Source organism: Nonomuraea basaltis (genome assembly GCF_005893125.1).
Lineage (GTDB): Bacteria > Actinomycetota > Actinomycetes > Streptosporangiales > Streptosporangiaceae > Nonomuraea > Nonomuraea basaltis.
Window position 1 is genome coordinate 1 of record NZ_VCJS01000100.1, and the last position, 23,358, is coordinate 23,358.

At 71.6% G+C, this 23,358-nt stretch carries 25 protein-coding genes; 18 read left to right on the forward strand and 7 right to left on the reverse strand.

Features of this window, described 5'->3' with window-relative positions:
• Positions 1-32: 32 nt before the first annotated feature.
• The 4 genes from EJK15_RS36850 to EJK15_RS36865 are packed head-to-tail and all read left to right on the forward strand — an operon-like array spanning position 33 to position 4,352.
• A complete protein-coding gene (locus EJK15_RS36850; protein ID WP_276615466.1) occupies positions 33-593 on the forward strand; it encodes a P1 family peptidase in 561 nt (186 codons plus the stop codon).
• A complete protein-coding gene (locus EJK15_RS36855; protein ID WP_138715108.1) occupies positions 590-2,017 on the forward strand; it encodes an aldehyde dehydrogenase family protein in 1,428 nt (475 codons plus the stop codon). Before EJK15_RS36850 ends, EJK15_RS36855 begins: the two co-directional genes overlap by 4 nt.
• Before the next feature lie 53 nt (positions 2,018-2,070).
• Positions 2,071-2,337 (forward strand): excisionase family DNA-binding protein, encoded by a 267-nt coding sequence (locus tag EJK15_RS36860; protein WP_138715109.1) that lies wholly within the window; start codon positions 2,071-2,073, stop codon positions 2,335-2,337.
• A complete protein-coding gene (locus EJK15_RS36865; protein ID WP_138715110.1) occupies positions 2,334-4,352 on the forward strand; it encodes a zinc ribbon domain-containing protein in 2,019 nt (672 codons plus the stop codon). The genes EJK15_RS36860 and EJK15_RS36865 overlap by 4 nt, the downstream gene beginning before the upstream one ends.
• A 116-nt stretch (positions 4,353-4,468) precedes the next feature.
• Here the strand turns inward: EJK15_RS36865 and EJK15_RS36870 are convergent, their stop codons facing one another.
• On the reverse strand, positions 4,469-4,642 hold the full coding sequence (locus tag EJK15_RS36870) for a CsbD family protein (RefSeq protein ID WP_138715111.1): 174 nt from the start codon (positions 4,640-4,642) through the stop codon (positions 4,469-4,471).
• Positions 4,643-5,136: 494 nt separating this feature from the next.
• Here EJK15_RS36870 and EJK15_RS76570 point away from each other — a divergent pair, with 494 nt between their 5' ends.
• On the forward strand, positions 5,137-5,259 hold the full coding sequence (locus EJK15_RS76570; RefSeq protein ID WP_276615465.1) for an SRPBCC family protein: 123 nt from the start codon (positions 5,137-5,139) through the stop codon (positions 5,257-5,259).
• Between the two features lie 74 nt (positions 5,260-5,333).
• On the opposite strand, the gene EJK15_RS75065 is transcribed toward EJK15_RS76570, so the two are convergent.
• From EJK15_RS75065 to EJK15_RS36900, 3 genes are all read right to left on the reverse strand, one after another.
• Positions 5,334-5,771 (reverse strand): CsbD family protein, encoded by a 438-nt coding sequence (locus tag EJK15_RS75065; RefSeq protein WP_240777451.1) that lies wholly within the window; start codon positions 5,769-5,771, stop codon positions 5,334-5,336.
• A gap of 165 nt (positions 5,772-5,936) precedes the next feature.
• The gene (locus tag EJK15_RS36895) at positions 5,937-6,167 is read right to left on the reverse strand and encodes a hypothetical protein (RefSeq protein ID WP_138715112.1); all 231 of its coding nucleotides are present in this window, start codon (positions 6,165-6,167) and stop codon (positions 5,937-5,939) included.
• 65 nt (positions 6,168-6,232) lie between these two features.
• Complete coding sequence (locus tag EJK15_RS36900; RefSeq protein WP_138715113.1) at positions 6,233-6,994, reverse strand: SDR family NAD(P)-dependent oxidoreductase; 762 nt, start codon at positions 6,992-6,994, stop codon at positions 6,233-6,235.
• A gap of 83 nt (positions 6,995-7,077) precedes the next feature.
• Here EJK15_RS36900 and EJK15_RS36905 point away from each other — a divergent pair, with 83 nt between their 5' ends.
• A complete protein-coding gene (locus EJK15_RS36905; protein ID WP_240777452.1) occupies positions 7,078-7,692 on the forward strand; it encodes a class I SAM-dependent methyltransferase in 615 nt (204 codons plus the stop codon).
• A 43-nt stretch (positions 7,693-7,735) separates the two neighbouring features.
• Here EJK15_RS36905 and EJK15_RS36910 read toward each other — a convergent pair whose 3' ends face one another.
• Positions 7,736-7,912, reverse strand: coding sequence for a GNAT family N-acetyltransferase (locus tag EJK15_RS36910; protein ID WP_206061324.1), 177 nt, complete (start codon positions 7,910-7,912; stop codon positions 7,736-7,738).
• Positions 7,913-8,063: 151 nt separating this feature from the next.
• On the opposite strand from EJK15_RS36910, the gene EJK15_RS36915 reads away from it, so the two are divergent.
• The 4 genes from EJK15_RS36915 (at position 8,064) to EJK15_RS36925 (ending at position 13,275) form a co-directional block, all read left to right on the forward strand.
• A complete protein-coding gene (locus EJK15_RS36915; RefSeq protein WP_138715114.1) occupies positions 8,064-8,261 on the forward strand; it encodes a DUF1918 domain-containing protein in 198 nt (65 codons plus the stop codon).
• Positions 8,258-8,401, forward strand: coding sequence for a hypothetical protein (locus EJK15_RS71120; protein ID WP_171074727.1), 144 nt, complete (start codon positions 8,258-8,260; stop codon positions 8,399-8,401). The genes EJK15_RS36915 and EJK15_RS71120 overlap by 4 nt, the downstream gene beginning before the upstream one ends.
• A gap of 62 nt (positions 8,402-8,463) precedes the next feature.
• Positions 8,464-8,970: a methyltransferase family protein gene (locus EJK15_RS36920; protein WP_138715115.1), complete on the forward strand. Its 507-nt coding sequence runs from the start codon at positions 8,464-8,466 to the stop codon at positions 8,968-8,970.
• Positions 8,971-9,132: 162 nt separating this feature from the next.
• A complete protein-coding gene (locus EJK15_RS36925; protein ID WP_138715116.1) occupies positions 9,133-13,275 on the forward strand; it encodes a hypothetical protein in 4,143 nt (1,380 codons plus the stop codon).
• Positions 13,276-13,381: 106 nt separating this feature from the next.
• On the opposite strand, the gene EJK15_RS36930 is transcribed toward EJK15_RS36925, so the two are convergent.
• Positions 13,382-13,657: a hypothetical protein gene (locus tag EJK15_RS36930; protein WP_138715117.1), complete on the reverse strand. Its 276-nt coding sequence runs from the start codon at positions 13,655-13,657 to the stop codon at positions 13,382-13,384.
• A 121-nt stretch (positions 13,658-13,778) separates the two neighbouring features.
• Between EJK15_RS36930 and EJK15_RS36935 the strand changes: the two genes are divergently transcribed.
• Entirely contained in the window at positions 13,779-14,759 is a 981-nt protein-coding gene (locus EJK15_RS36935; RefSeq protein ID WP_138715118.1) for an acetylxylan esterase, read from the forward strand.
• A gap of 45 nt (positions 14,760-14,804) precedes the next feature.
• Here EJK15_RS36935 and EJK15_RS36940 read toward each other — a convergent pair whose 3' ends face one another.
• Complete coding sequence (locus EJK15_RS36940) at positions 14,805-15,092, reverse strand: HesB/IscA family protein (RefSeq protein ID WP_138715119.1); 288 nt, start codon at positions 15,090-15,092, stop codon at positions 14,805-14,807.
• Positions 15,093-15,242: 150 nt separating this feature from the next.
• Here EJK15_RS36940 and fxlM point away from each other — a divergent pair, with 150 nt between their 5' ends.
• The 7 genes from fxlM to EJK15_RS36975 all read left to right on the forward strand — a co-directional run bounded on the left by fxlM (position 15,243) and on the right by EJK15_RS36975 (position 23,295).
• Positions 15,243-16,379, forward strand: a complete 1,137-nt coding sequence (gene fxlM / locus EJK15_RS36945; protein ID WP_171074728.1) for a methyltransferase, FxLD system — start codon at positions 15,243-15,245, stop codon at positions 16,377-16,379.
• Positions 16,380-16,614: 235 nt separating this feature from the next.
• Positions 16,615-17,148, forward strand: a complete 534-nt coding sequence (locus tag EJK15_RS36950; RefSeq protein WP_171074729.1) for a DUF4142 domain-containing protein — start codon at positions 16,615-16,617, stop codon at positions 17,146-17,148.
• Between the two features lie 642 nt (positions 17,149-17,790).
• Entirely contained in the window at positions 17,791-18,693 is a 903-nt protein-coding gene (locus tag EJK15_RS36955; protein ID WP_138715122.1) for a hypothetical protein, read from the forward strand.
• 71 nt (positions 18,694-18,764) lie between these two features.
• Positions 18,765-19,022 carry a hypothetical protein gene (locus EJK15_RS36960; RefSeq protein ID WP_138715123.1) on the forward strand — a complete coding sequence of 86 codons (258 nt, stop codon included), beginning with the start codon at positions 18,765-18,767 and terminating at the stop codon, positions 19,020-19,022.
• A 47-nt stretch (positions 19,023-19,069) separates the two neighbouring features.
• Complete coding sequence (locus EJK15_RS36965; RefSeq protein WP_138715124.1) at positions 19,070-20,470, forward strand: FAD-binding oxidoreductase; 1,401 nt, start codon at positions 19,070-19,072, stop codon at positions 20,468-20,470.
• 133 nt (positions 20,471-20,603) lie between these two features.
• Positions 20,604-22,127, forward strand: coding sequence for an MFS transporter (locus tag EJK15_RS36970; protein WP_138715125.1), 1,524 nt, complete (start codon positions 20,604-20,606; stop codon positions 22,125-22,127).
• Between the two features lie 25 nt (positions 22,128-22,152).
• Complete coding sequence (locus tag EJK15_RS36975) at positions 22,153-23,295, forward strand: FAD-dependent monooxygenase (RefSeq protein WP_138715126.1); 1,143 nt, start codon at positions 22,153-22,155, stop codon at positions 23,293-23,295.
• The last annotated feature ends 63 nt before the right edge of the window (positions 23,296-23,358 follow it).

Genomic DNA, 23,358 nt, shown 5'->3' on the forward strand with positions numbered 1-23,358 from the left:
GGGCTCGGAGATGTGTATAAGAGACAGGGTCGATCGGGGCCGGGACCGGGGCGATGGCGGGCGGGCTGGCCGGGGGCATCGGGACGGCCAGCGTCGTCCTCCCCGACGGCACCACGGTGGCCGCCCTGGCCGTGGTCAACCCCGTGGGCTCCGTCCTTGACCCCGCCGACGGCACCCTGGCCGGCGCCAGATACGGCCTCCCCGGCGAGTTCGGCCGTCTTCACCCCCCAACCCCCCACGAGGTCAAAGCCTGGAACCCGCAGAAGGCACCCTCCTTCAACACCACCATCGGCGTGGTCGCGACCGACCGCACCCTCACCAAGGCCCAGTGCGGCAAGCTGGCCGCGGTGGCCCACGACGGCCTGGCCAGGGCGATCAGACCGGCCCACACCATGACCGACGGCGACACGATCTTCGCCCTGGCCACCTGCGCCACCGCCGCCCCCGCCCACGACGCGTTCCAGGACGTCCTGGCGGCAGGGGCGGACGTGTTCAGCCGCGCCATCGCGCACGCCGTCCTCGCCGCGACCGGCCGGGAGGGCGCGCCCGCGTACCTCGACGTGTTCCCGAGCGCCACAGGGGGAGATACATGACCATCGACACCGCATGGCCGGCCGGCCTGCCCATCGGGAACGGCTGGGTGGAAACCGATCAGACCTCGGACATCACCTTCCCGTACGACGGCTCCCTCGTCGCCACGGCCCCCCTGGGAACGCCCGCCCACGCCGCGCGAGCCGTCGACGCGGCGCTCGCCGCCGCCCCCGCCATGGCCGCGCTGCCCTCGCACGCCCGCCGCGCCGCCCTCATGAAGGCCTGCGACGCCCTCGCCGCGAACCGCGACGAGTTCGAGCGCCTGCTCGTCCTGGAGACCGGCAAGCCACTGGTGGACTGCAAGGTGGAGGTGGCCAGGACGCTCATCACGCTTGCCACGGCCGCCGAGGAGGTGGCCAGGCTGCACGGCGAGACCGTGCCGCTCGACCTGCTGCCCTCGGGGGAGGGCCTGATCGGGTTCTGGACCCGACGCCCCATCGGCGTCGTCGTCGGCATCACGGGCTTCAACTACCCGCTGCTCCTCGCCGCCCACAAGATCGCGCCCGCCGTGGCGGCCGGCTGCCCCGTGATCGTCAAGCCCGCCCCCGCCACCCCGCTGGCCACGCTCTGGCTGGTACACCTCCTCCGCTCCGCCGGCGTCCTTCCCGGCGCGGCCGTGCAGCTCGTCACCGGAGACGTCGAGGTCGGCCGGACCCTGGTGGAGGACCGGCGGATCGGCGCGGTCTCGTTCACCGGCTCGGCCGCCGCCGGCCACGCCATCGCCCGCGGCGCCGCCCCCACCAAGGTGCTGCTGGAGCTCGGGTCGAACGCCGCGCTCATCGTGGCGGCCGACGCCGACCTGGAGGCCGCCGCGGACGCGGTCGTGCGCGGCGGCTACTACGCCTCGGGCCAGGCGTGCATCTCGGTGCAGCGGGTCCTGGTCGAGGAGCCGGTACGCGAGCAGTTCCTGTCCCTGCTGGCCGACCGCGTCAAGACCGTCGCCGTCGGCGACCCCCGCCTGCCGGCCACCCGCGTGGCCCCGCTGATCGACGCGGCCGCCACGGACCGCGTACTGGAGTGGATCGCCGCCTCCGGGGCCGAGCCGGTCACGGGCGGGCACCGCGACGGCCGGGCCATCGCGCCGACCGTGCTCGCCGGCGTCCCCGACGGGGCCGCCGCCTGGGACGAGGAGATCTTCGGCCCTGTCGTGTGCGTGCGCCCGGTGCCCGACCTGGACGCCGCCTTCGCCGCGGTCAACGAGTCCCGGTACGGCCTGCACGCGGCGGTGTTCACCCGGTCGCTGGCCACGGCGTTCGCGGCGATCGAGCGGATCGAGGCCGGGGGTGTGGTGGTCAACGACGTGCCGGGGTTCCGGGCGGACAACATGCCGTACGGCGGCGTCAAGGATTCCGGGATCGGGCGCGAAGGGCCGCGCTTCGCGATCGAGGAGCTGACGGTCACCAAGATGGCGATCATCCGCCCGTAAGGCTCACAGGTTTTCGAAGGCATCCCTAGTGTTACGTAGGTATACTTCTGTGCATGGAGTTGCTGCGGTTGTCCAAGGCGGCGAAGCGTCTGGGGGTGCGCCCGATGACGTTTCGCCAGTGGGCGATCGACGGCAAGATACCGTTCTGCTGGGTGGGGCGTGAACGCCGGTTCTCCTCGGTCGATGTGGAGAACTTCAAGCGCGGTGATGCGGCTTCGCGGTCCCGGCGGGAGGTGCTGTACGTGCGGGTGTCCGGCTCGTCGGGGCAGGGGCGGCTGCTGGCCGAGACCGGACGGTGTCCGCAGGACCGCGCCGCATGAGCCGCAAGGTCGCGCTGGCCGACGGCCAGAGCGCCCGCACCGCGACCGCCCGCGCGCTGCTGCGCGGCGGGGTGGAGGAGAAGACCGGCGAGGCGCTGTCAGCGCGGGCCGTGGCCGAGCGGGTGGGCTGGGGTGCGGACCTGGCCGCTGGGATGGTTGCCGATCTGCTCGCCGGGCATTGGACTGCCGCAGATGTGGCGGTGCTGGCCGCGGGGGTGGACGGTGTGGGCCGCCGGTTGCCGTCGAAGGCGTGGATGGCGCTGCGCAGGCTGGGCTGGGACGTGTCCGCCCCGGCGGGGGTGAAGGTCAATGACCGGGTCGTGCGGATGGTTCAGGAGCAGGCCGGGCGGTTGTTGCGGTCGGCGCAGCACCGTGCCGAGCTGACCGCCGGGGTCCTCAAAACCTGGCCCGCCGACCCAGCCAAGCGCACGGCGGCCGAGTGGGACGCGGTGCGTGAGGCGATCCCCGACGGCCGGTCCCTGCCTGGCAGCGTGATCAAGGCGCGGACCCGGCACATCACCGCCTTCGTGTCCACGCATGGGCGGCTGCCGGTGGATGTGTTCGAGTTGGAGGACGCGCCGCGGGCGGCGCGGATGCTGGTGCTGGCCGCGGTGGATCGGCAGCAGGCGACCCTGGAACGCGCCGAGGACAACCCCGCCAGGGTGTTGCTCCGGCTGCAGTTGCCCACCCGCCCGGATCCGCGCTCGTATGCCGACTGGCAGTGGGTGGCCTGCCCGCTCGCCCTGCCGTCCACCGTGCCCGCCGATGCGGTGCTGCACCTGCCCACGCTGCGCCCGAAGGACGGGAAGGTGTACGCCGACCTGTCGTTCTCCCACGCCGTCCCCCAAGCCGAGCGGACCGGGCACACTGTGGCGCTGGGGGTGGACTGGGGGCTGAACACCCTGCTCAGTGCGGGCGCCGTGCGCCGTCACGGCGACCAGAGCATCACCGCGCTGGGGGCCGGTGCCCAGTTCCGGGCCGCCGGGGTGATGGCCCGCCAGCACCGGCTGCGTCGCCAGGGCGAACGCCTGCACGCCAAGACCGACGCCTACGAGCACCTCGTCGGTGAGGACGAGGATCACCGCCTGGTCGCCAAGCACGCCGTGCTGAAGGCTGAGCGTCAGTGTGTGGCCGATCGGCGCACGGGCCTGAACGACGCGCTGGCCTGGTCGGCCGCCCGGTGGGCCGTGGATCAGGCCATCGCCGCTCGCTCGACGGTGATCTATGTGGAGGATCTGCGGTCGATGGAGGCCAAGGGCATGGGCCGCACCCTGGGTACCCGCCTGTCCCAGGCCGTGCGCGGACAGATCGTCGACAACATGCGGCACCTGGCCGCCGAGGTCGGTATCGCGGTGGTCACCGTCCCCGCGCGCAACACCTCCAAGCACTGCCCGCAATGCCTGGTCCCGTTGCGGCACTGCAAGGCCCCTGACCGGCCCACCACACCCGGGTGGAAGTGGGCGATCTGCCCCAACCCCGGCTGCGGCTGGCAGGGCGATCGCGACCACGGCGCCTGGCGCCGCATCGCCGCCCGCGGCCTCACCCACCAGGACAAGACCATCGTTGCCGACCGCGCCAGCGGCCACATGGCCATCCCCCGCGTCATCGATAAGCTCGAAGCCGACGCGGTCGTCAGGCCGGCCACACTCACGACCACACCCGAGGCTCGCCGGGCCGACCGGTCCAAGACCGGCCCCACCCGGCATCGCACGACCTCACGCTCCGTGCCTAGGCGACGCGGAGCACCCTCCACCCCCGGCCCCCACAGGCCGGCGGGTCAGCGTCCGGAGGGACACGCTCACACGGACCGCAGGCTGCCCCGCGCGGCCCGCCGGTACCAGGGCGTGCGCACAACCAATGTGCACACGATCAGCTCAAGCACACCCACCACCCGCCGGCACCGGCCGCGAGGGGCGGCACTGGGCGCGGGCTTCCACATGCATGCCCACGCCACCCCACCACGGTGGGAAACACATCCCCAGTCCGAAACCATAACCGGACTAAGGATCGCTTAGCTGATCAGAGACGCTCCTGACAGGTCCTTGCCTTTCGGCGGCGCATCCAGCAGACCGCGGCGGAAAGCTCTTTCCCGAAGGGCTTTCCGCCGCGGTCGTTCAGTATTGATGGATCGCTACTTCTTGAAGGCGTCCTTCACCTTCTCCTTTGCTTGCCTGAGATTGGCTTTGGCCTTCTCTGCCTTCCCCTTGGCCTGCAGAGACTCATCATCGGTGACGTCCCCGACACGCTCCTTGGCCATGCCTTTGATCTCCTCGGCCTTTCCCTTGGCCTTGTCCTTCCGAGCCATATCGGCCTCCCCCCTTGCGGCGCATTGTCCGAGATCCAGGAATCGAGAAATTCCACTGCCCGAACAACAGGGGATTACGCGCTTCTCCTTCACAGGGCGTTTCGGCCGCGGGGAACCCGCCGCCCGCACGCCGTGAGGCGCACGTCCACCAGTGCGAGGCGGTCGTGGAGAGGATTTGGTCCGACCTTTTTGTCAATTATGTGTTTGTTTGAACAGTTTGGGGGGTAGTGCGACCACTTCTCCTCGCACGGCACCCGCTCACGGCGGGCGGTCGAGGCGAGGTGGGAGAGCGAGGAGCACTGATCATGAAAGACAGCACCCGCGTGGCACTGGCCGTCGCCGACACGAGCAGGCAGGAGGAGTACGCGGAAGAGCCGCACCTGGCCGGAAGGGACCGGAGGTGAGGACACCGTCATGGGAGCCGTCAGCGTCGAATCGATCGACATCGGGGCACCGGCGCGCGTCGTCTACGACGAGTGGACTTTCCGGGCTTCATGAAGAAGGTCGAGACCGTGGAGCAGGTGCCCGGCCACCGGATCATCTGGCGGTCCGCGGGCGGCAAGGTCCGCGTCGACGGCGCCGCGACGTTTCACGAGCTCGCGCCCGATCTCGGCTGAGCGGCCGTGACGGACAGCGGCGGAAGCCCACTCTTGAAGGGCTTCCGCCGCTGTCATCGGCGTTGACCGAGTTTCTACTTCTTGAAAACGCCCTTCACCTTCTCCGTTGCCTGCTTGAGGTTGGCCTTGACCTTTTCTACCTTCCCCTTGGCCTGCAGAGACTTGTCGCCGGTGATGTCCCCGACACGCTCCTTGGCCTTGCCCGTGGCCTTGTCCTTCCGGGTCATATCGCCCTCCCACCGCGCGACACATGGTCTGTATGAACACTCTGGTTCGATGCCCGCAGTTGCGCCTTCTTGTGCGGACACGTGCGCACGGTTTTCCGTTATCCAGGAATCGATAAATTCCCACTGCCCGAATAGCCAGCGGATACACGCCTCTCGTTCACGGGGCACCTCGGCCGCCGGGACCCGCCACCAATGCGCCGTGATGTGCGCGGCCAGCGGCAGCTTGCGCCAGATGTCCCCGACGGTGACCAGGTCGTCCAGGCCGGTGTGCGCCACGAAGATCACGTCGGCTGCGAGCGGTTCGACCTGTCTCCGTCCGATCTCAACATCGACCTGGGACCGCTCGGCCCGCTCCTTCCCCGGGAGTGACCGCCTGTCCCTGCTCGTGACTGCCCTTTCTCGACCGGCGGCCGCGACCCGTGCCGGGCCGCGGCCGCCGGGGGCACGCCGCTACTGCTCGTCGCGGAACCTGCCCGCTGCGATCTCGGCGAGGTGTCCGCGATGCGCCTGCCGCAGGTAAGCCCTGTCCTGCCTGGAGGCGTGCAGCAGCGTGCCGGACTCCGCGATGGAGGCCGTCACGGGGGCGGCCACCGTCTGGGCCTGCGCCTGCGCTGCCGGGGCTATGGTCAATGCCAGCACGGCCGCGAGACTCGCGGGTGCTAATTTCCGTGCTGTACCCATGGTTGGGTCCCTCCTTCCGTGGATGGACCCGTGCCTGCTGCCCTATTCCGGCAGGGATATTCACCTCAATTGGGCGGGTCGAAACGGCCGTCCACGGCGGTCCAGCCGCCGTCCACGTACAGCACGGACCCGGTCACGAAGCTCGCCGCGTCGCTGGCCAGGTAGACCACCGCCCCGGCCATCTCCTCGGCCGCCGCCCACCGGCCGAGGGCGCTCTTGGTGGCGTACGCGGCGTACCAGTCCGGATGATCTTTGATCTGCTGGGTCAGCGGTGTCTCCACCACGCCGGGCGCGATGGCGTTCACCCGCACCCCGTGCGGTCCGAACTCGGCCGCGGCCGTCCGCAGCAACTGCACCAGCCCGGCCTTGGTGGCCGAGTAGACGCTCTGCCCCGGCTCGGTGACGGACGCCCGGATCGACGCGAACCCGATGATCGACCCGCGCCCCCGCGCCACCATCCCCGCTCCGAACGCTCGTACCATGTCGAACGAGGCCCGCAGGTTCAGCCGGACCACCCGGTCGAACTCCTCGCCGGAGTAGTCGAGCAGCCGCTTGCGCACATTCGTGGCGGCGGTGAACACCAGCACGTCGGCCGGCTCCTCGTCGGCGACCTCGCGCACGGCCTCGGCATCGAGCACGTCGAGCAGCCGTGCGGTGCCGCCGCACCCGGCGGCGGTCTTCTTCGCCGAGGCCAGGTCCAGGTCGGCGCACACCACTGAGGCCCCGTGAGCGGCCATGGCCAGCGCCGCCTCTCTGCCTATCCCGCTCCCGGCCCCGATCACCACGGCCCGTCGCCCGTCCAGGCGGAACAGCGCGTCATATCCCATGTGAGGCAGACTAGCGACTGGTCTGACCAGTGCACCAGGTGCCCCTCGCCGGAATGTCGGTGGCCGCTGGCAGGATGGCCCGCATGCCGAACATCGCCGCACACTGGGACGCCGCCGCCGACTCCTTCGACGAGGAGCCCGATCATGGGCTACGCGACCCCGGGGTCCGGGCCGCCTGGGCCGGCCGGCTGGCCGCGTGGCTGCCGGAGGGACCGCTCGACGTGCTCGACCTGGGGTGCGGCACGGGGTCGCTGTCGCTGCTGCTGGCCGAGCGCGGGCATCGGGTCGCGGGGGTGGATCTGGCGCCCCGGATGGTGGCACGGGCGCGGGCCAAGCTGGCGGGCACGGGCGCGGTCGTGCTGGTCGGAGATGCCGCGCGGCCGCCCGTCGGTGCGCGGCGGTTCGATGTGGTGCTGGCCCGGCACCTGCTGTGGACCATTTCCGAGCCGGAGGCGGCGCTGGCCCACTGGGCGGCGCTGCTGCGGCCAGGTGGGCGGCTCGTCCTCGTGGAGGGGCGCTGGGACGCGTCCACCGAGGGGAGCGGGGACCTGCCGTGGGACGGCGGCGTGCGCGCGGACGACCTGGTGGCGGCGCTGCGGCCGATCGTCGCGGACCTGCGCGTCGACCCGCTCACCGACCCGGCGCTGTGGGGCAGGGAGATCGACGACGAACGCTACGCCGTGGTGGCGCTCACGTAGCCCGCCGTGACCGTGACGCGGGGGCCGTCACGGTGGTGCGGGCTCACGTGCGGCGGGCGGCCTCCCAGCCGGCCCGCAGCAGCTCGTACTCCACGTCGCCCTGGTCGGAGCCCTCGATGGGGTGGGGCCAGTCCTCGAAGAAGGTCCGTACGAACCTTAGCCCGCACTTCTCCATGACCCGCCGCGAGCCGGCGTTCACCGTCATCGTCCGGGCGAACACCGCGAATCGAGACCGTTCAGGGAGCGGGGTTCGAGACCGGGTCGGCGGCCGGGCCGGGCAATCCGTGGCCGCCTTCCCCCGAGGGGTCTGGCCGGTGCAATGTGGGGGAGGAACCTCAAAGTTGCCCAAGCCCAGCGGAGAGGAGCACATCATGCACGCGAACGTCGGTGACACCTTGCTCGTACACGGTCACGTCGTCGGCCAGAGCGACCGCAAGGCCGTGATCGTCGAGGTCCGGGGCGCGGACGGCGCGCCGCCCTTCCTCGTCCGGTACGACGACGAGCATGAGCAGCTCGTCTTCCCCGGTCCCGACGCGGTGGTCGTGCCGGCCGGCGACGAGCCCGGATGACGCGCGGACGGGTCGGCGAGGCGGCGCAGGGCCTCGCCGGCGCCGCGCCCCGACCCGGCCGCGACCTGGTTGCCGTCCCGGTCGCGGGCGATGGCGACGACGAGCCCTCCGGCGGGGTCGCGCCGGCTCACGGGTGTTGACGCTGGCGGGCATCGTTTCTTAAACTCATCATGTAATGAATTCTGTGGTGAGGGGCGATCCCATGCGCAAGACACCCGCAGCCGTCGCCAGCGCCGTCTTCTTCGCCGTCGCGCCGGGCACCGTCGCCGTCCTCCTGCCGTATTTGATCAGCGGCTGGCGGATGCGCGACCCCTTCCCGGACCCGGTCATGATCCCGCTCAAGGCGCTGGGCGCGATCCTGGTGCTCGGCGGGCTCGCCGTGCTGGTCAACGCGTTCGTCAGGTTCGTCGTCGAGGGGCTCGGCACGCCGATGCCGGTCGCGCCGCCCGACCGGCTGGTGGTCGGCGGCTTCTACCGGTACGTCCGCAACCCCATGTACGTCGCGATCTTCGCCGCCGTCATCGGGCAGGCCATGATCTTCGGGGATCCGTGGCTGCTGGTCTACGTCGCCGTCATGGCGATCCCCGTCTACTCGTTCGTGCACTGGTACGAGGAGCCGCACCTGCACAAGAGGTTCGGCGCCGACTACGACGACTACCGCGCCCACGTGCCGGGCTGGTGGCCGCGCCTGCGCCCGTACCACCCGTGAGGGCCACCATCACCCCGGAGGTTGGAGTTCCACGTCCGGAGCGGTTTGACTATCAGTGAGGAACTATGGTCGTCTCGTGACCATTGTTTCTGATGGGATGAATTAGACCGGTCCGGGGGAGAACGTTTCATGCCGCACGCCCTCTTGCGCGTGCTCGCTTCGATGTCCATCGCAAGCACCGTCCTGGTGGCCGCGCCGTCCGTCGCGCAAGCCCAGGTCCAGGTGCGGGCACAGGCGGAGACCGCGGCGGCCGTCAAGGTCCGGCCCGTGCCCGCCGTCGAGGAGCCGCCGGCCGCCGTGGTGACCGTCCCCACGCAGCCGTCGCTCGCGCTACGGCCCGCCGGCGACGAGCGGGTCGGTCCAGGTGAGCCCGAGGTGACCACGCCCGCCGGACCCGGGCTGGTCAACGAGATCATCGCCGATGCCGCCCGCGTCCAGGAGGAGCAGGGCCTGGGCAGGCAGGTGCCCGACGCCAGGAAAGTCCTGCCGGACACGAGCCAGGCCGAGCCGCTGACGCTGACGAAGCCGCTGGCCGCGGTCGGCAAGGTGTTCGACGAGCTCGGGAAGGCCGTGCCGGGGATCATGTACCGGCTGTGCGTGGAGAGCGCCGAGATGTCGGTGTCCTGCTCGATCCGGCAGCCCGTCGGCGTGCCCGTGGCCGCCGACGTCACCGGCGACGGCTCCCCCGACCTGGCCGCCGACCTGGTGCCCGCCGCCATGCCCGGGGAGGGCGCGGCCGGGCTCCGCTTCGCCGTCAAGCGCCTGGCGAAGGAGAACGTCAAGGCGCAGGTCTGGGCCGAGTACGACAACAAGGTGGCGGTCGGGTTCGACGGGTTGCGGCGCGGCTCTTCGCTGTCGGCCTACGACGAGGGAACGTTCACCGTGGACCTGGCGGGCAAGCAGGTCAAGGCCGAGATCGAGCGCACGGAGCCGGGCGCGTCGGTGGCCATGGTGGCGGGGCTGATCGGGCGCAGCGCGGTGAGCCTGCGCCAGACACCGGCCACCGAGAAGCTCACCGTGAACGCCTCCCTCGACCTCGACTCTCCCGCGCTCGACGTCACCGCCTCGGCCCCCGCCAAGCTGGAGGCGCTGGCCGTGACCGGACGCCAGTTCACCCAGGCCGTGCTCGACCGGATGCCCACCCGCGCCAAGGTGCGGCTGTCGGGCGGCGACATCCGCTTCGCCAGCCCGTCCTCCATCGCCCGCGCCGAGGTGCACCACTACACCTACCGCGACGGGCGGCTGGCCAGGGTGCTGAGCGCCGAGCTGCGGAAGGTGCCGCCGACCCTCACCGCCGAGTACGGCGCCGCGAACGGCAAGCAGACCCTGGAGATCAACGCGGGCCGCCCCCGCGCCGGCGCCGCCGAACTGGTCTTCTTCGACCGCGCCGCGGCCAAGACGGTGCTGCGGGCCGAGCTGAGCGACCTGCCCGCCCAGGTACGCCTGGTCAACGACCTGGCCGAGCACCGCGTCACGCACAAGACCAGCTCGCCCATCGGCAGGTTCGCGGTGGTGCTCCAGCGCAACGAGGGCGCCATCTCGAGCCCGCGCGGCGGCCACGTCACCATGATCAAGGATGGCGCCGCGGTCGGGGTGTCGGGGCTGCTGACGGGGCTGTCCGGGTTCGACGTCACGTACGGGGCCGTGCCGCGGGCACACCTGGAGGTGGACTCCAGCGGCCGGTCGTTCCTGGGCGCGGCCAGCATCGACGGCACCCACGTGGCCAGGCTGGAGATCTCGAACACGCCCTCCACCGTGGACGTCACGCTCGACCCGGCCGCGAGGAAGGCCACCTACCAGGCCAGCGGGGTGATCGACAAGCTGCGGGCCGCGTACGCGAACGTCAAGTCGGGACCCACGATCGACGGGACCGTCCTCGGCGTGCGCGACGACGTCAAGGCGTCGTGGGAGCTGGGCGAGCGTACGACCGTCAAGGTCGACACGTCCTCCAAGATCAAGCAAATCCAGATTTATGCCAATAAAGCGCACGTGACCTCCACCGGGGCCGGCACCCCTGGACCCGCGGGCGCCGCCGGTGGACCCGCCGGAACCGCGGCCACCGGAGCCGGCCCTACAGGGACTCCGGGAACGGGGAGTGCCGGCACCGGGGCTGGGAGCGCTGGGACGGCGGGGACCGCCGTGGCATCCGGTGACGACGTGCGGGCGACCGTCGAAGGGGTGCGCAAGCGCGTCGAGCTGGTCGCCGACACCAAGGCCCAGACGCTCACTTGGACCGCGGACACCCCGGTCGCCAAGGTCTCGGCGCTGGCCAGGGCCAGGATCGGCAACCGGTACGCCAGGGCCGCCGCCGAGGTGACCGGGGTGCCGGCCCGCTTCGACGCCTCGTGGACCCCCGCGTCGTACCGCTTCCGCGGCCTGTCCGGCCCCGTCGGCTCGGCCGCGCTCGCGTTCACCAACCACGACGGTGCCAAGTCGCCCACGAGACCTCACCTGGCGGCGCACTACGACCAGGCGTCGGGCGACCTGGACGCCAGCGTGCTGGTCAAGGGGCTGTCGCAGGTCGAGTTCAGCCCGGCGGCGCAGGGGTTCACCGCCGACTTCCGCTCGGCCAGGCAGACCCTCGCCGTCGACGCCGACGTCACCCAGGGAGACCTGCGCTTCGGCCTGATCGGCACCCTCGGCCCCGTGCCCGGCCGCCTCGCGGTCTCCGCCGCCGACGGCAAGCTCACGTACTCGGGCTCGCGCCTGGACGTGCGCGCCCGCGCCTGGCTCGGCAAGACGGCGGCGCTGAAGCAGATGCGCGCCGCCCCCGCCGTGCCGGGCGGCGTGTCGCTGGTGGACGGCGGGTGCGCGGCCGGATCGCCGGGCTGCGCCCAAGGGCCCTTCTGCACGCCCGATCGCGGCTGCTTCGGCCTGCAGGGCTATCTCGACGTGACCGGGCTGCCCGATCAAGTGTCGGTGGACCTGGCGGGCAAGACGTTCGCGTTCTCGGGGTTCAGCCCGCGTCGCCGCAGCCTCGGCGTGTACCTCGCCAGCAGCGTCCTCTCACCGGTGCCCATCAAGGCCAGGGCCACCCTGACCGGCCTCCCGTCCAAGATCACCAGCATGTCGCTGGGGCCGTTCGGCGTCGGGCAGGGGAACGCCGTCCAGGCCGGATACCGCATCGAGCCCGCCGCCACGCTCGGCGCGCTCGACGTGCGGGTCGAGGCCGGGGGCCTGCGCGGCCACGTGGCGATCAATCCGGTGCCCGCCGCGGTGTCCGTCCAGGGCACGTACGGCGCCCAGACCCGCATCCGCGTGTCGAACTCCGCCGCCGTCAAACGCCTCACCGCCAAGGTGACGCTGGCCGGCAAGGGCACGGGCGAGCTGCTGTTCGGGGACGTGCCCGCCGTGTTCGGGGTGGACGCCGACGCCTCGGCCGCCGGGCTCGGCGTGCCCGCCGTCACGTACAAGGCGGAGGGCGGCGCCAGCACCCTCGACGGATACCTCGGCGTGGAGCGCGGCCTGGTGGATCCGCAGAGCCGGCTCGGCGACGTGGCGTTCTCGGTCAAGGATCTCGCGGCCGACACCACCATCCGGCTCAACCCCGACCAGTCGCTCGACCTCGTCTCCAAGCCGGTCCCCACGGGCCGCATCGCGCTGCGCGGCGGGTTCAAGGTGGACCCCATGGCGCGGCAGAGCCTCGCCGTGAGCAAGGAGGTCCCGTACACGACCGGGTTCCTCACCTACCATCTCGGCGGGAGCTTCGGGCTCGGGGCCAGCTCGGTCGAGGACGTCGCGCTGTCCGTGCGGCGCGTGTCGTGGCTGCGCGTCCGCCCGGGCAAGGTCCCCTTCGGGCTGAAGGCGCCCCCGGCGCTCGGGTTCGTCGCGCCCGGCTTCGAGGGGAACTACGACCGCCTGAACATCGCCGCCAAAGGCGTGGACCTGCGGCCCGACGTCTCCCTGGACGTCAAGCTGAGCAGGGAGGTCGGCGACGACCTCTTCCACGAGTCGGTACGGCTCGGCCCCACCACCTCGCTCGCGCTGCGCCGCTACGACCAGCGGATGCGGCGGATCGGGGCCAAACAGGAGGTCAAGGCGGCCGGGATCAGCCTGGCCTGCGTGACCGTCGACGCCAAGCCGGGGTTCGCGGCGGGCGGCACCAACGCGATCACGTTGCGCGGCGCCGACGGGCCGCAGATGATCTCCCTGCTGGATCCGGGCGGGCAAGTGCCCGACTACGCGGTGGACCTGCTGACGCAGTTCATGAGCCCGTTCCCTGGGGCGGACTGGAAGGTGGCGAGCACCAAGGCCGGCTCCTGCACCACCGCCCGCCCGTCCCCGCACCCGCAGGCCAAGTCCTGAGGGGTTAGTGCCGCCCTGGGGCGGTGCGCCCGCCTCTGAGGCGGTACGTGCCGCTCCCTGCGCGGGGGTGCCCGCGTCCGGGGCGGTGTGTCCTGGCGTGGGCGGCTCAGGGAAGCGATCGGCCCAGGCGCAGCCGGACGCGGTCGCCGTGCCTGGCGGCCTCGCGTACGGTCCATACGCGCTCATCGATGACCGTGCCGCGGGCCGTCATGTACCCGCCCAGCCGGAGCACCGGCCTGCCCGTGTCGTCGCTCAGCAGCTTCGCCCGCGACTCCGAGTCGTCGCCGAAGAGCACGAGGAAGTCGTCGGTGTCCGCCGGGGCGTCCAGGACCAGGCCGGGATGGAGATGGGAGTAGGGCACCTCGATGACGTAGTGGCTCACGTGATCATCCCTACCCAGGCGAGGCGCCTTCACCGGTCGAGGCGGAAGGCGGGACGGGATAGCGCTTTCCGACATGATGGGGTGAAATATCACCATCCCACTGCTACAGGTTGGAGAATCCGTGCCACTGTTCGACTTGCCGCTCGAGAAACTGCGCAGCTACCTCCCCGACCGCGACGAGCCCGCCGACTTCGACGGCTTCTGGTCCCGCACCCTGGCCGAGGCCAGGGAGTTCGACCTGGCCGCCGAGTACGTCCCGTACGACCTGCCCTTCGCCACCGTGGACGTGTACGACGTCTCCTTCGCCGGCTGGGGCGGGCACCGGATCAACGGCTGGTTCCTGGTGCCGCGCGGCGTGGAGGGGCCGGTGCCGTGCGTGATGCACTACATCGGCTACAGCGGCGGGCGCGGGTTCCCCAAGGACCACCTGATGTGGCCGGCGGCCGGTTACGCGGTGTTCGTGATGGAGACGCGCGGCCACGGCGGCGTCAACGCCCACAGCCCCGGCACCACGGGCGACCCGCACGGCAGCGCCAATCCGCAGGCGCCGGGCATGATGACGCGCGGCATCCTGGACCCGGAGGACTACTACTACCGGCGCGTCTTCACCGACGCCGTCAGGGCCGTGGACGCCGCGATCGAGCACCCGGCGGTCGACGCGAGCCGTATCGTCGTCTCCGGCGGCAGCCAGGGCGGCGGCATCGCCCAGGCCACGGCCGCCCTGCACCCGTCGGTCAAGGCGGCGCTCGTCGACGTGCCGTTCCTGACGCACTTCCGGCGCGCGGTCGAGATCACCGGGCGCGACCCGTATCAGGAGCTGGTCCGTTTCCTGGCCACCCGCAGGGACAGCGCCGACCAGGTGTTCCGCACGCTGTCGTACTTCGACGGCATGAACTTCGCGGCCCGCGGCCGGGTGCCCGCGTTGTACTCGGTCGCGCTGATGGACGACGTGTGCCCGCCGTCCACGGTGTTCGCCGCCTACAACCACTGGCAGGGCCCCAAGGAGATCACGGTGTGGCCCTGGAACAACCACGAGGGCGGCGGCGGCTTCCAGTCCGAGGAGCAGCTGCGCTACCTGCACAAGCAGCTCGCGGACGGCTGAAGGACGGCCCCCGCCGCGACCTGGCCGGTCGCGGCGGGGCGCCCGTCAGGCCGTCTGCTCGGTGACCAGGAACGACACGCTTCCCTGATCATCGGCTCCGGCGTCGAGAGACTTGTCTTCAAGGACGGTGGCAGCCACCGGATCAAGGTAGACCCGCGCCCCCTCGGCCTCCACGATCGCATCGGCCGGCTCTGGTGCGGTGGCCAGCGAAAGGGTGAGCGAAGACGCGCCCTCGCCCTGAGACGAGATGCGAATCCCGCTCTGGGCAGGCTCGGGCGCGGACGCGGTCAGATCGCGAATCGCCTGGGCTGCGTTGGCGGTCAGGGTGAGCACTACGGCTCCTCCTCACGTTCGACGTTCAGGAGTTGCCTGCCCTTCCCCCTGATTACCCGCTCAACCCTTCTTGGGTGTTTCTTTACCAAGAATTCCCGGGACACGCCGTACCGGGCCCGCGTGTTCCGTATGCCGTGGACAATGGGGGTCATGGACTTCGCGACGCAGAGGGAAGCCATGGTGGCGCTGCTCCGGGAGCGCCAGGAAGTCAGCGAGCCCGTGGCGGCGGCGCTGCGGGCGGTTCCGCGTCACCTGTTCCTGCCCGGCATCGATCCCGGGGACGCCTATCGCGACGAGCCCATCGTGACCAAACGCGATGAGGCCGGCCGGCCGATCAGCTCGTCGTCGCAGCCCGCCATCATGGCCACCATGCTCGACCAGCTCGGCGTGGCGCCGGGGCACCGGGTGCTGGAGATCGGCGCGGGCACCGGCTACAACGCGGCGCTGCTCGCCCGCCTCGCCGGTCCGGACGGGCTCGTGGTGAGCGTCGACATCGACGACGAGCTCGTCGCCCGGGCCAGGGAGCACCTGGCGGCGGCGGGGGAGTCCGGGGCGGAGGTGGTGTGCGCTGACGGGGCGCAGGGCTACCCCGCGCGGGCCCCCTATGATCGCCTGATCGCCACGGTCGGCGTATGGGACCTGGCTCCCGCCTGGCTGGCGCAGCTGCGGCCGGACGGACGGCTGGTGGTGCCGCTCGACCTGCGCGGCGTACAGGTGTCCGTGGCCATGGAGCGCGACGGCGAGCACTGGGCCAGCCGGTCCGTGGCGCCGTGCGGGTTCATGCGGATGCGGGGGCCGTTCGCCGGGCCCGAGGTGCTCATGGTGCTGCGGCGGGACCCCGAGCTGATGCTGGCGCTGCCCGCGCCGCGCAAGCTCGGCGACGTCGCCCCCGCGCTCGACGCCGTGCCCACCGAGATCACCACCAAGGTGGAGGAGCCGGCGCCGGGGCCCGTGATCGGCATGGGCATGTCGCTGTGGCTGGCCCTGCACGAGCCGCGCTGGTGCGCGCTCAGCGGGCAGACGGCCGCCGGGCACTCCTTCACCGCGGGCATCGTCGAGGGCGACAGCATCGCCGTGCTCGCGGCCGAGGACTACCTGATCGCCCGCGGCCACGGAGCCGACGGCGCCCGGCTGGCGGCCGAGCTGGCCGGTCATGTCGCGGCGTGGGACCAGGCGGGCCGCCCGGAGGCGGGCGGCCTGCGCGTGGAGGCACACCATGGCCCCGTCGACGCCGAGGGCATCCACATCGAGAAACGCCACACGACCCTGGTGCTGGCCTTCCGGTAGCGGCTACGGCACCGTCCACTTGCCGTCGATCATCCGCAGGGCGTGCACGTGCCCGACGCGGTGGCCGACCGGTCCGGCGAGCCAGGGCCCGGGCACGAGGCGCCGGCGGCGGACGGTCGCACGCGCCGACGCTGATCGGTCAGGGACGCGCGGGTAGATCGGGAATGCAAGGGGGCTTCGCAGAGATCGATTACTCTTCGTAGTGGATCTGTGCCGCCATGTCATAGGAATGCCCATGCGTACTCATCTGACCATCATGCTGGCCGCCGCCGCCCTCGCGGGATGCGGCACCACCGCCCAGACGAACACCGCGGCCCTGGCACCGAAGACCGACGAGGGGCCGTCGGAGCAGGACAGAGCCTGGATGAGCACCATCCACGGGGGCAACCTGGCCGAGATCCAGGCGGGGCGGCTGGCGGAGGGCAAGGGCACCACGAAGCGGATCAAGTCGATCGGCAAGATGCTCGTCGAGGACCACACCAAGCTGGACGTCAAGGTCACCCAGGCGGCCTCGCAGCTCGGCGTCCAGCTCCCCACCTCCCCGTCTCCCGAGCAGCAGGCCGAGCTCACCCGGATGAGGGATGCCACGGGCAAGGATTTCGACGCGGACTTCCTCGCCGCCATGACGAAGGAGCACACGGCCGCGATGGCCGCCACCAGGACGGAGCTCTCGGAGGGGTCGTCGAACGCGGTGAAGGCCCTGGCCAAGACAGCGGTGCCCGCGCTCCAGCAGCACCTGACCGCGCTGCGGAAGGCCCATGGTGAGTGACGCGCTCCCGCCTGTGCATATGTGGTGATATGGATATTCGCGGTGGCCGCCCGCCTGGGCCGCGAGGGGCGCTGAGCCTCGGCGCGGCCATTGACGCCTCCGGCTGCTGACCGTCCGGCCGCCGTCCACGCTCGCGTACGCCTCGGCCTGGCATGCCCCGTGTCCCGGTGGCCGGCGTACACCGTGAGTTGCCATCGGCACCCGCGCGGAGGCTGCCGATGGCGACGAATCCGGTCTAGTGACGAATCACTATCGATCAGGTAAGGCGCGGACTGGTGGGAGTGATCTGGTAGCAGCCAGTAACCGCCTCCGGCCTGCGCCGAGCCGGGCGACGCCGGCGGCCCTGGGGCGGGCGAAACGGCCGCGACCATGGCCATGAGCACCGGCGCGAGGCTGCTCGCCGCCTTTCCCGCCCGCTTGCCGGGCCGTCTGAGCTCGAGATCATCCACGCTCCGTAACACCGGATTCACCTGCGGGAAGCCGCCCGTTCACGCCGCCGCCTGACCGCGCGGCCAGGGATCAATACCTGTCCGTAAAGTGGCAGTTGACAGAAAACCCCCTTCTGCCGACGATCGGGGCGGCACTATTAAGTGTGAATTTACGCAGAGCGAATACGGCCCACGGGTCAGGAGGTGGCCTCAGATGAGCATCGAGCCAAGGGCGAAAGTGGCCCCAGAGCGAGTGCCGCCCGTCTGGGAAGGCCCGGTGCCCGTGGCACCGGAGACGGCCGCGCAGCAGCGCGTGGTGCAGCGGATCTGTGCCCGGGTCGCGCCCGACGGCGTGGACGTCGGCGTCGGCGACCTGCCCCCGGGGGGCCTGCAGGTGTGGATCGACACCCCGGCGCCGCCCGCCGAGCAGGAGTCCTGGGTGCTCTACCACCGCATGGCCCGCGAGGTGGCCCTGGTCGGCTGGCACTGCGAGGCCGACAAGGACCGCCTGCTGGTGCTCGGCTGGAGCGCCGCCTGCCTGCACAACCGCGTACGCCTGCTGCAGAGCGGCCTGCGCCGGCTGTCCGACTTCGAGCACACCGCCCAGCGGGCCGTGCAGCTCGAGGGCCAGAGCCCCGACGACCGGCCCGCCGCACAGGTCGTGGCCGCCACGTGCGCCTCGATCGAGCGGCGGCTGCGCTGGCCCCAGCGGCTGGCCGAGCTCGACGGGTTCGAGCGCAGCTCGGAACTGCCGCACCTGCAACTGCTCCTCGCCCAGGTCATCGGGCTGGAGTCCAAGGTCGCGACGGCCTGCGGGGAGCACCTGGTCATGGCACGGGTGCTCGCCGGGGCCGTCTGCGAGCAGTACGCGCGGCACTCCGACCTGCGCCGCGCACAGCGAGACGTGCTGGCCGAATCACGCCGATGGGTGCACGCCAGCTCCATGATCCGTGGCTCGGCCGCCCGGCCGAGCTCCACCGGCGGCGGCCGCCCGCACATGGGGCTGGCCGAGCGCCGCATCGCCGCGAGCGTCATCAACCACGGCGTGCCGCGGGCCACCCCCGCGGCCGTCACTCCACGGGCCGGACACCCCGGTTACGAGGAGGGCGCGCGCTGACATCGACCCCCGCTCAACGGCGAGCGGTCGCCCGGAAAACCCCATTCACATCCGGTAGGAGAGCTCCCGTCATGCGAACCCCCCCGCACCTGCCCGGCCGAGCCAGGCACGATTCCCGTGACCACGACACCGCCCGCCCCCGGCGTCACCCCTACAGCCTCCACGAGGTTCCCGTGCAGTCCGCGCCCCGCGCGAGCTCCGGCACGCTCGATCTCCCCGACGCCGTCCCCGAGACGGACGTGTACGTCGAGCAGCGCCTGCTCGGCATCAGGGAGATGTCCAACCAGGCCATCGGCTCCATCGACGACCTGCTCCAGCACACCGCCTAGCCGTGTGCGCAGACGAAAGAGCGATACCGCACCCCTTGAGGAGAGCCATGCAGGGACTATCGCGAGTGGAGCTGATGCCGCGTGACGTCGGGGGTCACCAGCCACGCTCCATTGCGGGAATCGAGACGCCGCGCACCCTCGACGAGGTACGCGCCCTCGTACGGCGGTCCATGGGGGCCGGCCGCCGCCTCTACCCGATCAGCACCGGCAAGAACTGGGGAATGGGCTCGGCCATGCCGGTCACCGATGACAACGTCGTCGTCGACCTCAGCGGCATGAACCGCATCCGCGGCCTCGACCTGGACACCGGATACGCGGTCATCGAGCCCGGGGTGACCCAGGCGCAGCTCGCCGAGGTGCTGCGCGACACCCCGTGGATGCTGAACGTCACCAACTCCTGCGCCGACACCTCCGTCGTCGGCAACGCCCTCGACCGCGGCGACGGCACCTTCCGCTCCCGCGTCCACGACGTCGCCGGGCTGGAGGCCGTGCTGGCCGACGGGAGCGTGGTCACCACCGGCGGGCTCGACCCGTCCGGGCGCTACCACGGCCGAGTCGCCGGCCCCGACCTGACGGCCGCGTTCGTCCAGCACAACCTGGGCATCGTCACCGCCATGGCCGTCGCGCTGATGCCTCGCCCGCAGAGCGTCGGCCTCGTGCACGCACGCATCCCGCGCGACCAGGTCGGCGTCGCGCTCGACGCGATCGCCGGATTCCTGCGCCGCGGCAACCCTGCCGACGGGATGCTGCGCGTGCGCGAGCTGGCACTCACCCCGAGCCACGGCGACTGGCTGCTGCCCGCGGGCGTCGACCGGGACCTGTTCACCGTCCTGGGGCCGCTGCTCGGCAGCGACGCCGCGGTCGAGCTGGCCGAGGAGCTGCTGCGCAAGGCGCTGGTCGAGGTCGTGGGAGCGGAGACGCTGCGCGTCATCGACCCCACCGAGGTGCGGCCCGGCGACCCGCTGTACGCCAGGGCGCTCATGGCCCAGGGCATCCCCACCTGCCTGGGCGTGCGCAACGCGCTCCGCGTGACCTCCTGCGACCAGATCGACGAGGGCAAGATCGGCTTCCTGGCGCTGATGCCGCTGATGCCGACCGGCGCGCGCCGGACCGAGCACCTCCTGGCCGCCCTGCAGACGGCCGTGGACGCGCACACCACCGCCCTCATGGTCGAGTGGAACCTCGTCAGCAGGCACATGGCCAACGGCGTCATCCAGATCTTCTTCGAGCGCGGCGCGCCGGACGCCTCCTACCGCGCGCACCAGCTCCGCAACGACGGCAACTGCGTACTGCGCGGCAACGGCTGCGCGATCTACCGATCCGACATCGACCACGCCGCGGCCGACGCCTGGTCCGAGACCAGCACCGCCAGCCTCGGCATGCTGCACCGGCTCAAGACGGCGCTCGACCCGGACGGCCTGCTCTCGCCCGGCCGTTACGGCGCCTGACTACTGGGCCTGACTACTGAGCCTGACCATTGGGCCTGATCATTGGGCCTCACCACAACGTGTCCGCTCCGCGGCCGCACAACCGGAGTGTGCCGGCCGCCGGAGACAACTCATAGCTCTTGGAGGTGACCACGTGCGTTCGTCACCAGCACGGGGGACGAGCACGGCCGGCGTGGACCGCCGCTACGCGGTGATGCTGCGGCTGGTCGGCGCGGGTGTCATGTTGACGGTGATGGCCGACACCACGGCCACCACCCTGGCGGTCGGGGTGTTGCGGTACACGCCGGCGGGCACCGGCATGCCCCTCGGCGACCTGGTCTGGCTGACCAGCGCGGCGTTCATCCCGATCGCGGCGCTGCTGGCCACGGCCGGCCGCTGGGCCGACCTGTTCGGCCGGCGCCGGGTGCTGGCCGTCGGGCTGGTGGTGTTCGTGCTGGGCGGGATCGCCACCGTCACCGTGGAGTCCTGGTCGTACGTGCTGGCGGCGCGTGCCGTCCAGGGCGCGGGCGCCGCCGCGATGATCCCGGCCAGCCTCGGGCTGCTCCTCGGGGAGCTGCCGGAGTCGCAGCGGCGCGGCGCGATCGCACTGTGGAGCTCCGCCTCCGGTCTCGGCTGCCTGCTCATGCAGGCGGGCGGCGGCTGGCTGGCCGCCACCGTCGGCTGGCGGGCCCTGTTCGTCCCCGACGTCGTGATCGGCGTCGCGCTCCTGATCGCCTGCGTCGGGCTTCCGCCGGGTAAGCGCGCCGGCGCCAGGGGCCTGCCCGACGTGCTCGGCGCGTGGCTGCTCGCCGCCGGGATCGCGGTCGTCGTGCTGGCGATCTCCAAGGCCATGGCCTGGGGCATGGACGTGGTATGGCTGGCGCTGGCCGCGCTCCTCCTGATCGGCGGGGCACTCGCCCAGGCCAGGCACCACCGCCTGCCGGCCATCGACCTGGCGCTGTGGCGCCGGCCCAAGTTCGTCTGGGGATGGCTGGCCACGTGGGGCTTCGGCGCGCTGTCGTACGGCCTGCTGACCGTGCAGCCGCTGTACCTGCTCCACCTCGGCTACCCCATGCTGGAGGTGGCCATGTGGCTGACGCCCACGTCGGTGGCCGTCGTCGTGACGAGCTTCCTGGCCGGGCGCATCGTCAAGCGGATCGGCGCCTACGGACTGATCTACGCCGGCTCCCTGCTCTGCGGCGGCGCGTGCGTCCTGGTGCTCATGCAGGCCGGGCCCACCGTGTGGGGCCTGGTCGCCAGCGTCGTGGTCGGGATCGGCGTCGGCGCGCTGGCGCCGGGCACGTCGGTGGCCACCATGGCACGCATGGTCGGCGGGGCCGTCGGCGTCGCCGTCGTGTCGGTCGTCATGGACCACCCGTTCATGACCGGCCCCTTCGCCGGCCTGGCCGGCGCGATCGCGATCTGCGTGGCCATCTCGGTCCTGATCGGCGCGCTGGCCCTCACCAAAATCACCCGGCTGCGGCCCGACCCCGGCGACGTCATGATCAAGGTGCCGCGCCGGATGCTGCTGGAGTTGCGAATGACCCTCGCCACCGTCGCGGCGGAGGCCGACGCATTGCTGCCTGTCGAGACCCGCACACCTCCCATGGACCCTGTCCCGCGGCAGCGAACGGCCGACACCGGCCCGCTCGCCGGCACCCGCGGGCCCACGCACTAGTTCAACCAGCGAAAGGGCTCTCGTCATGGCAACCACATCGTGCGACGTAGCCATCGTCGGCGCCGGGCTCGGCGGCTGCTTCCTGGCGTTACTCCTGGGCCGCCGCGGCCGGCACGTCGTCGTCATCGAGCAGGGACCCTCCATCCCGAGCGCGGGCGCGGACTTCCTCAAGCCCCCAGGGCTGCGGGTGCTCGCCCGGCACGGGCTGGCGGACCTCGTCGAACGCCATGGCCTCAGGCGCGACATCATCCGCTACTACCACGACGGCGACCCCATCCAGGAATGCCGCTTCCCCGACGGCGGCTTCCTCATCCGCCCCTATCGGGAGCTGGTCGAGCTCATCTACGCGAGCTGCGCGATGGAGGGCGTGGAGTTCTGGTTCGACGCCGACATCGACGACATCGCGGCCGACGCCGGCCGGGTCGAGGAGCTGACGCTCTCCGACGGGCGCCGGCTGCGGGCCGGCGTCGTCATCGGCGCCGACGGCACCAAGTCCGTCGTGCGCCGGGCGCTCGACATCGACCAGGTCACGATGCCGTACGAGCGGCTGCTGATGCGGGTGGCCACCGTGCCGCTGAGCGTCAGCGTCGCCGAGCTCAACCGGCTGTACTTCAGCTCGGAGGGCTGGCTCGCCTACCTGTACCCGCTCAACAGGGACCAGGCCAGAGTCTTCGTCGGCCTGCCCCCAGAGGACGACAAGGAGGTCTTCGAGGACGGCATCCCCGCCCTGCTCGACCGGCTCAAGAAGTTCGTCACCGACAGCTCCGACGCCTTCAACGCCCTCCAGCCGGCCACCTGGCAGCGGATCAAGGTCTCGTCACTGCGGGTGTCGGCCTACCACAAGGGCAACGCCGCGCTGCTCGGCTCGGCCGCGTTCGCCTGCCACCCGATGACCGGCATGGGCATGAGCTACACGCTGCACGACGCGGAGATCCTGGCCGATGTCATCTGCGCGGCCGGAGGCGACGGCGAGCTCCTCGACCGGCTCCTGCACGCCCGGTACGAGCCGCGCAGGCACGCGCACCGGGAGCTGATCGACTACGGCGACGCCCTGGCCGCCACCTTCCGCGACCGGGCCGCGTATCTGGCCGCCTTCCGCCCCGACCTGCACGTCTACGGCGAGGCCGCCGCGCCGCCAGCGGAGCTCCCCGCTCTGCGGCTCAGCTGAGCCGGCGCCCCCGCCGCCCGCCATTCCCCAACCGGTGAGGTCGTCCAGTGCCACGCTGAGTGC

Coding starts and splice junctions, on each gene's coding strand:
- EJK15_RS36855 (WP_138715108.1), top strand. CDS start 590: ATGACCATCGACACCGCATGGCCGGCCGGCCTGCCCATCGGGAACGGC.
- EJK15_RS36860 (WP_138715109.1), top strand. CDS start 2,071: ATGGAGTTGCTGCGGTTGTCCAAGGCGGCGAAGCGTCTGGGGGTGCGC.
- EJK15_RS36865 (WP_138715110.1), top strand. CDS start 2,334: ATGAGCCGCAAGGTCGCGCTGGCCGACGGCCAGAGCGCCCGCACCGCG.
- EJK15_RS36870 (WP_138715111.1), bottom strand. CDS start 4,642: ATGGCTCGGAAGGACAAGGCCAAGGGAAAGGCCGAGGAGATCAAAGGC.
- EJK15_RS76570 (WP_276615465.1), top strand. CDS start 5,137: ATGAAGAAGGTCGAGACCGTGGAGCAGGTGCCCGGCCACCGGATCATC.
- EJK15_RS36895 (WP_138715112.1), bottom strand. CDS start 6,167: ATGGGTACAGCACGGAAATTAGCACCCGCGAGTCTCGCGGCCGTGCTG.
- EJK15_RS36900 (WP_138715113.1), bottom strand. CDS start 6,994: ATGGGATATGACGCGCTGTTCCGCCTGGACGGGCGACGGGCCGTGGTG.
- EJK15_RS36905 (WP_240777452.1), top strand. CDS start 7,078: ATGCCGAACATCGCCGCACACTGGGACGCCGCCGCCGACTCCTTCGAC.
- EJK15_RS36915 (WP_138715114.1), top strand. CDS start 8,064: ATGCACGCGAACGTCGGTGACACCTTGCTCGTACACGGTCACGTCGTC.
- EJK15_RS71120 (WP_171074727.1), top strand. CDS start 8,258: ATGACGCGCGGACGGGTCGGCGAGGCGGCGCAGGGCCTCGCCGGCGCC.
- EJK15_RS36920 (WP_138715115.1), top strand. CDS start 8,464: ATGCGCAAGACACCCGCAGCCGTCGCCAGCGCCGTCTTCTTCGCCGTC.
- EJK15_RS36925 (WP_138715116.1), top strand. CDS start 9,133: ATGTCCATCGCAAGCACCGTCCTGGTGGCCGCGCCGTCCGTCGCGCAA.
- fxlM (WP_171074728.1), top strand. CDS start 15,243: ATGGACTTCGCGACGCAGAGGGAAGCCATGGTGGCGCTGCTCCGGGAG.
- EJK15_RS36950 (WP_171074729.1), top strand. CDS start 16,615: ATGCGTACTCATCTGACCATCATGCTGGCCGCCGCCGCCCTCGCGGGA.
- EJK15_RS36955 (WP_138715122.1), top strand. CDS start 17,791: ATGAGCATCGAGCCAAGGGCGAAAGTGGCCCCAGAGCGAGTGCCGCCC.
- EJK15_RS36960 (WP_138715123.1), top strand. CDS start 18,765: ATGCGAACCCCCCCGCACCTGCCCGGCCGAGCCAGGCACGATTCCCGT.
- EJK15_RS36965 (WP_138715124.1), top strand. CDS start 19,070: ATGCAGGGACTATCGCGAGTGGAGCTGATGCCGCGTGACGTCGGGGGT.
- EJK15_RS36975 (WP_138715126.1), top strand. CDS start 22,153: ATGGCAACCACATCGTGCGACGTAGCCATCGTCGGCGCCGGGCTCGGC.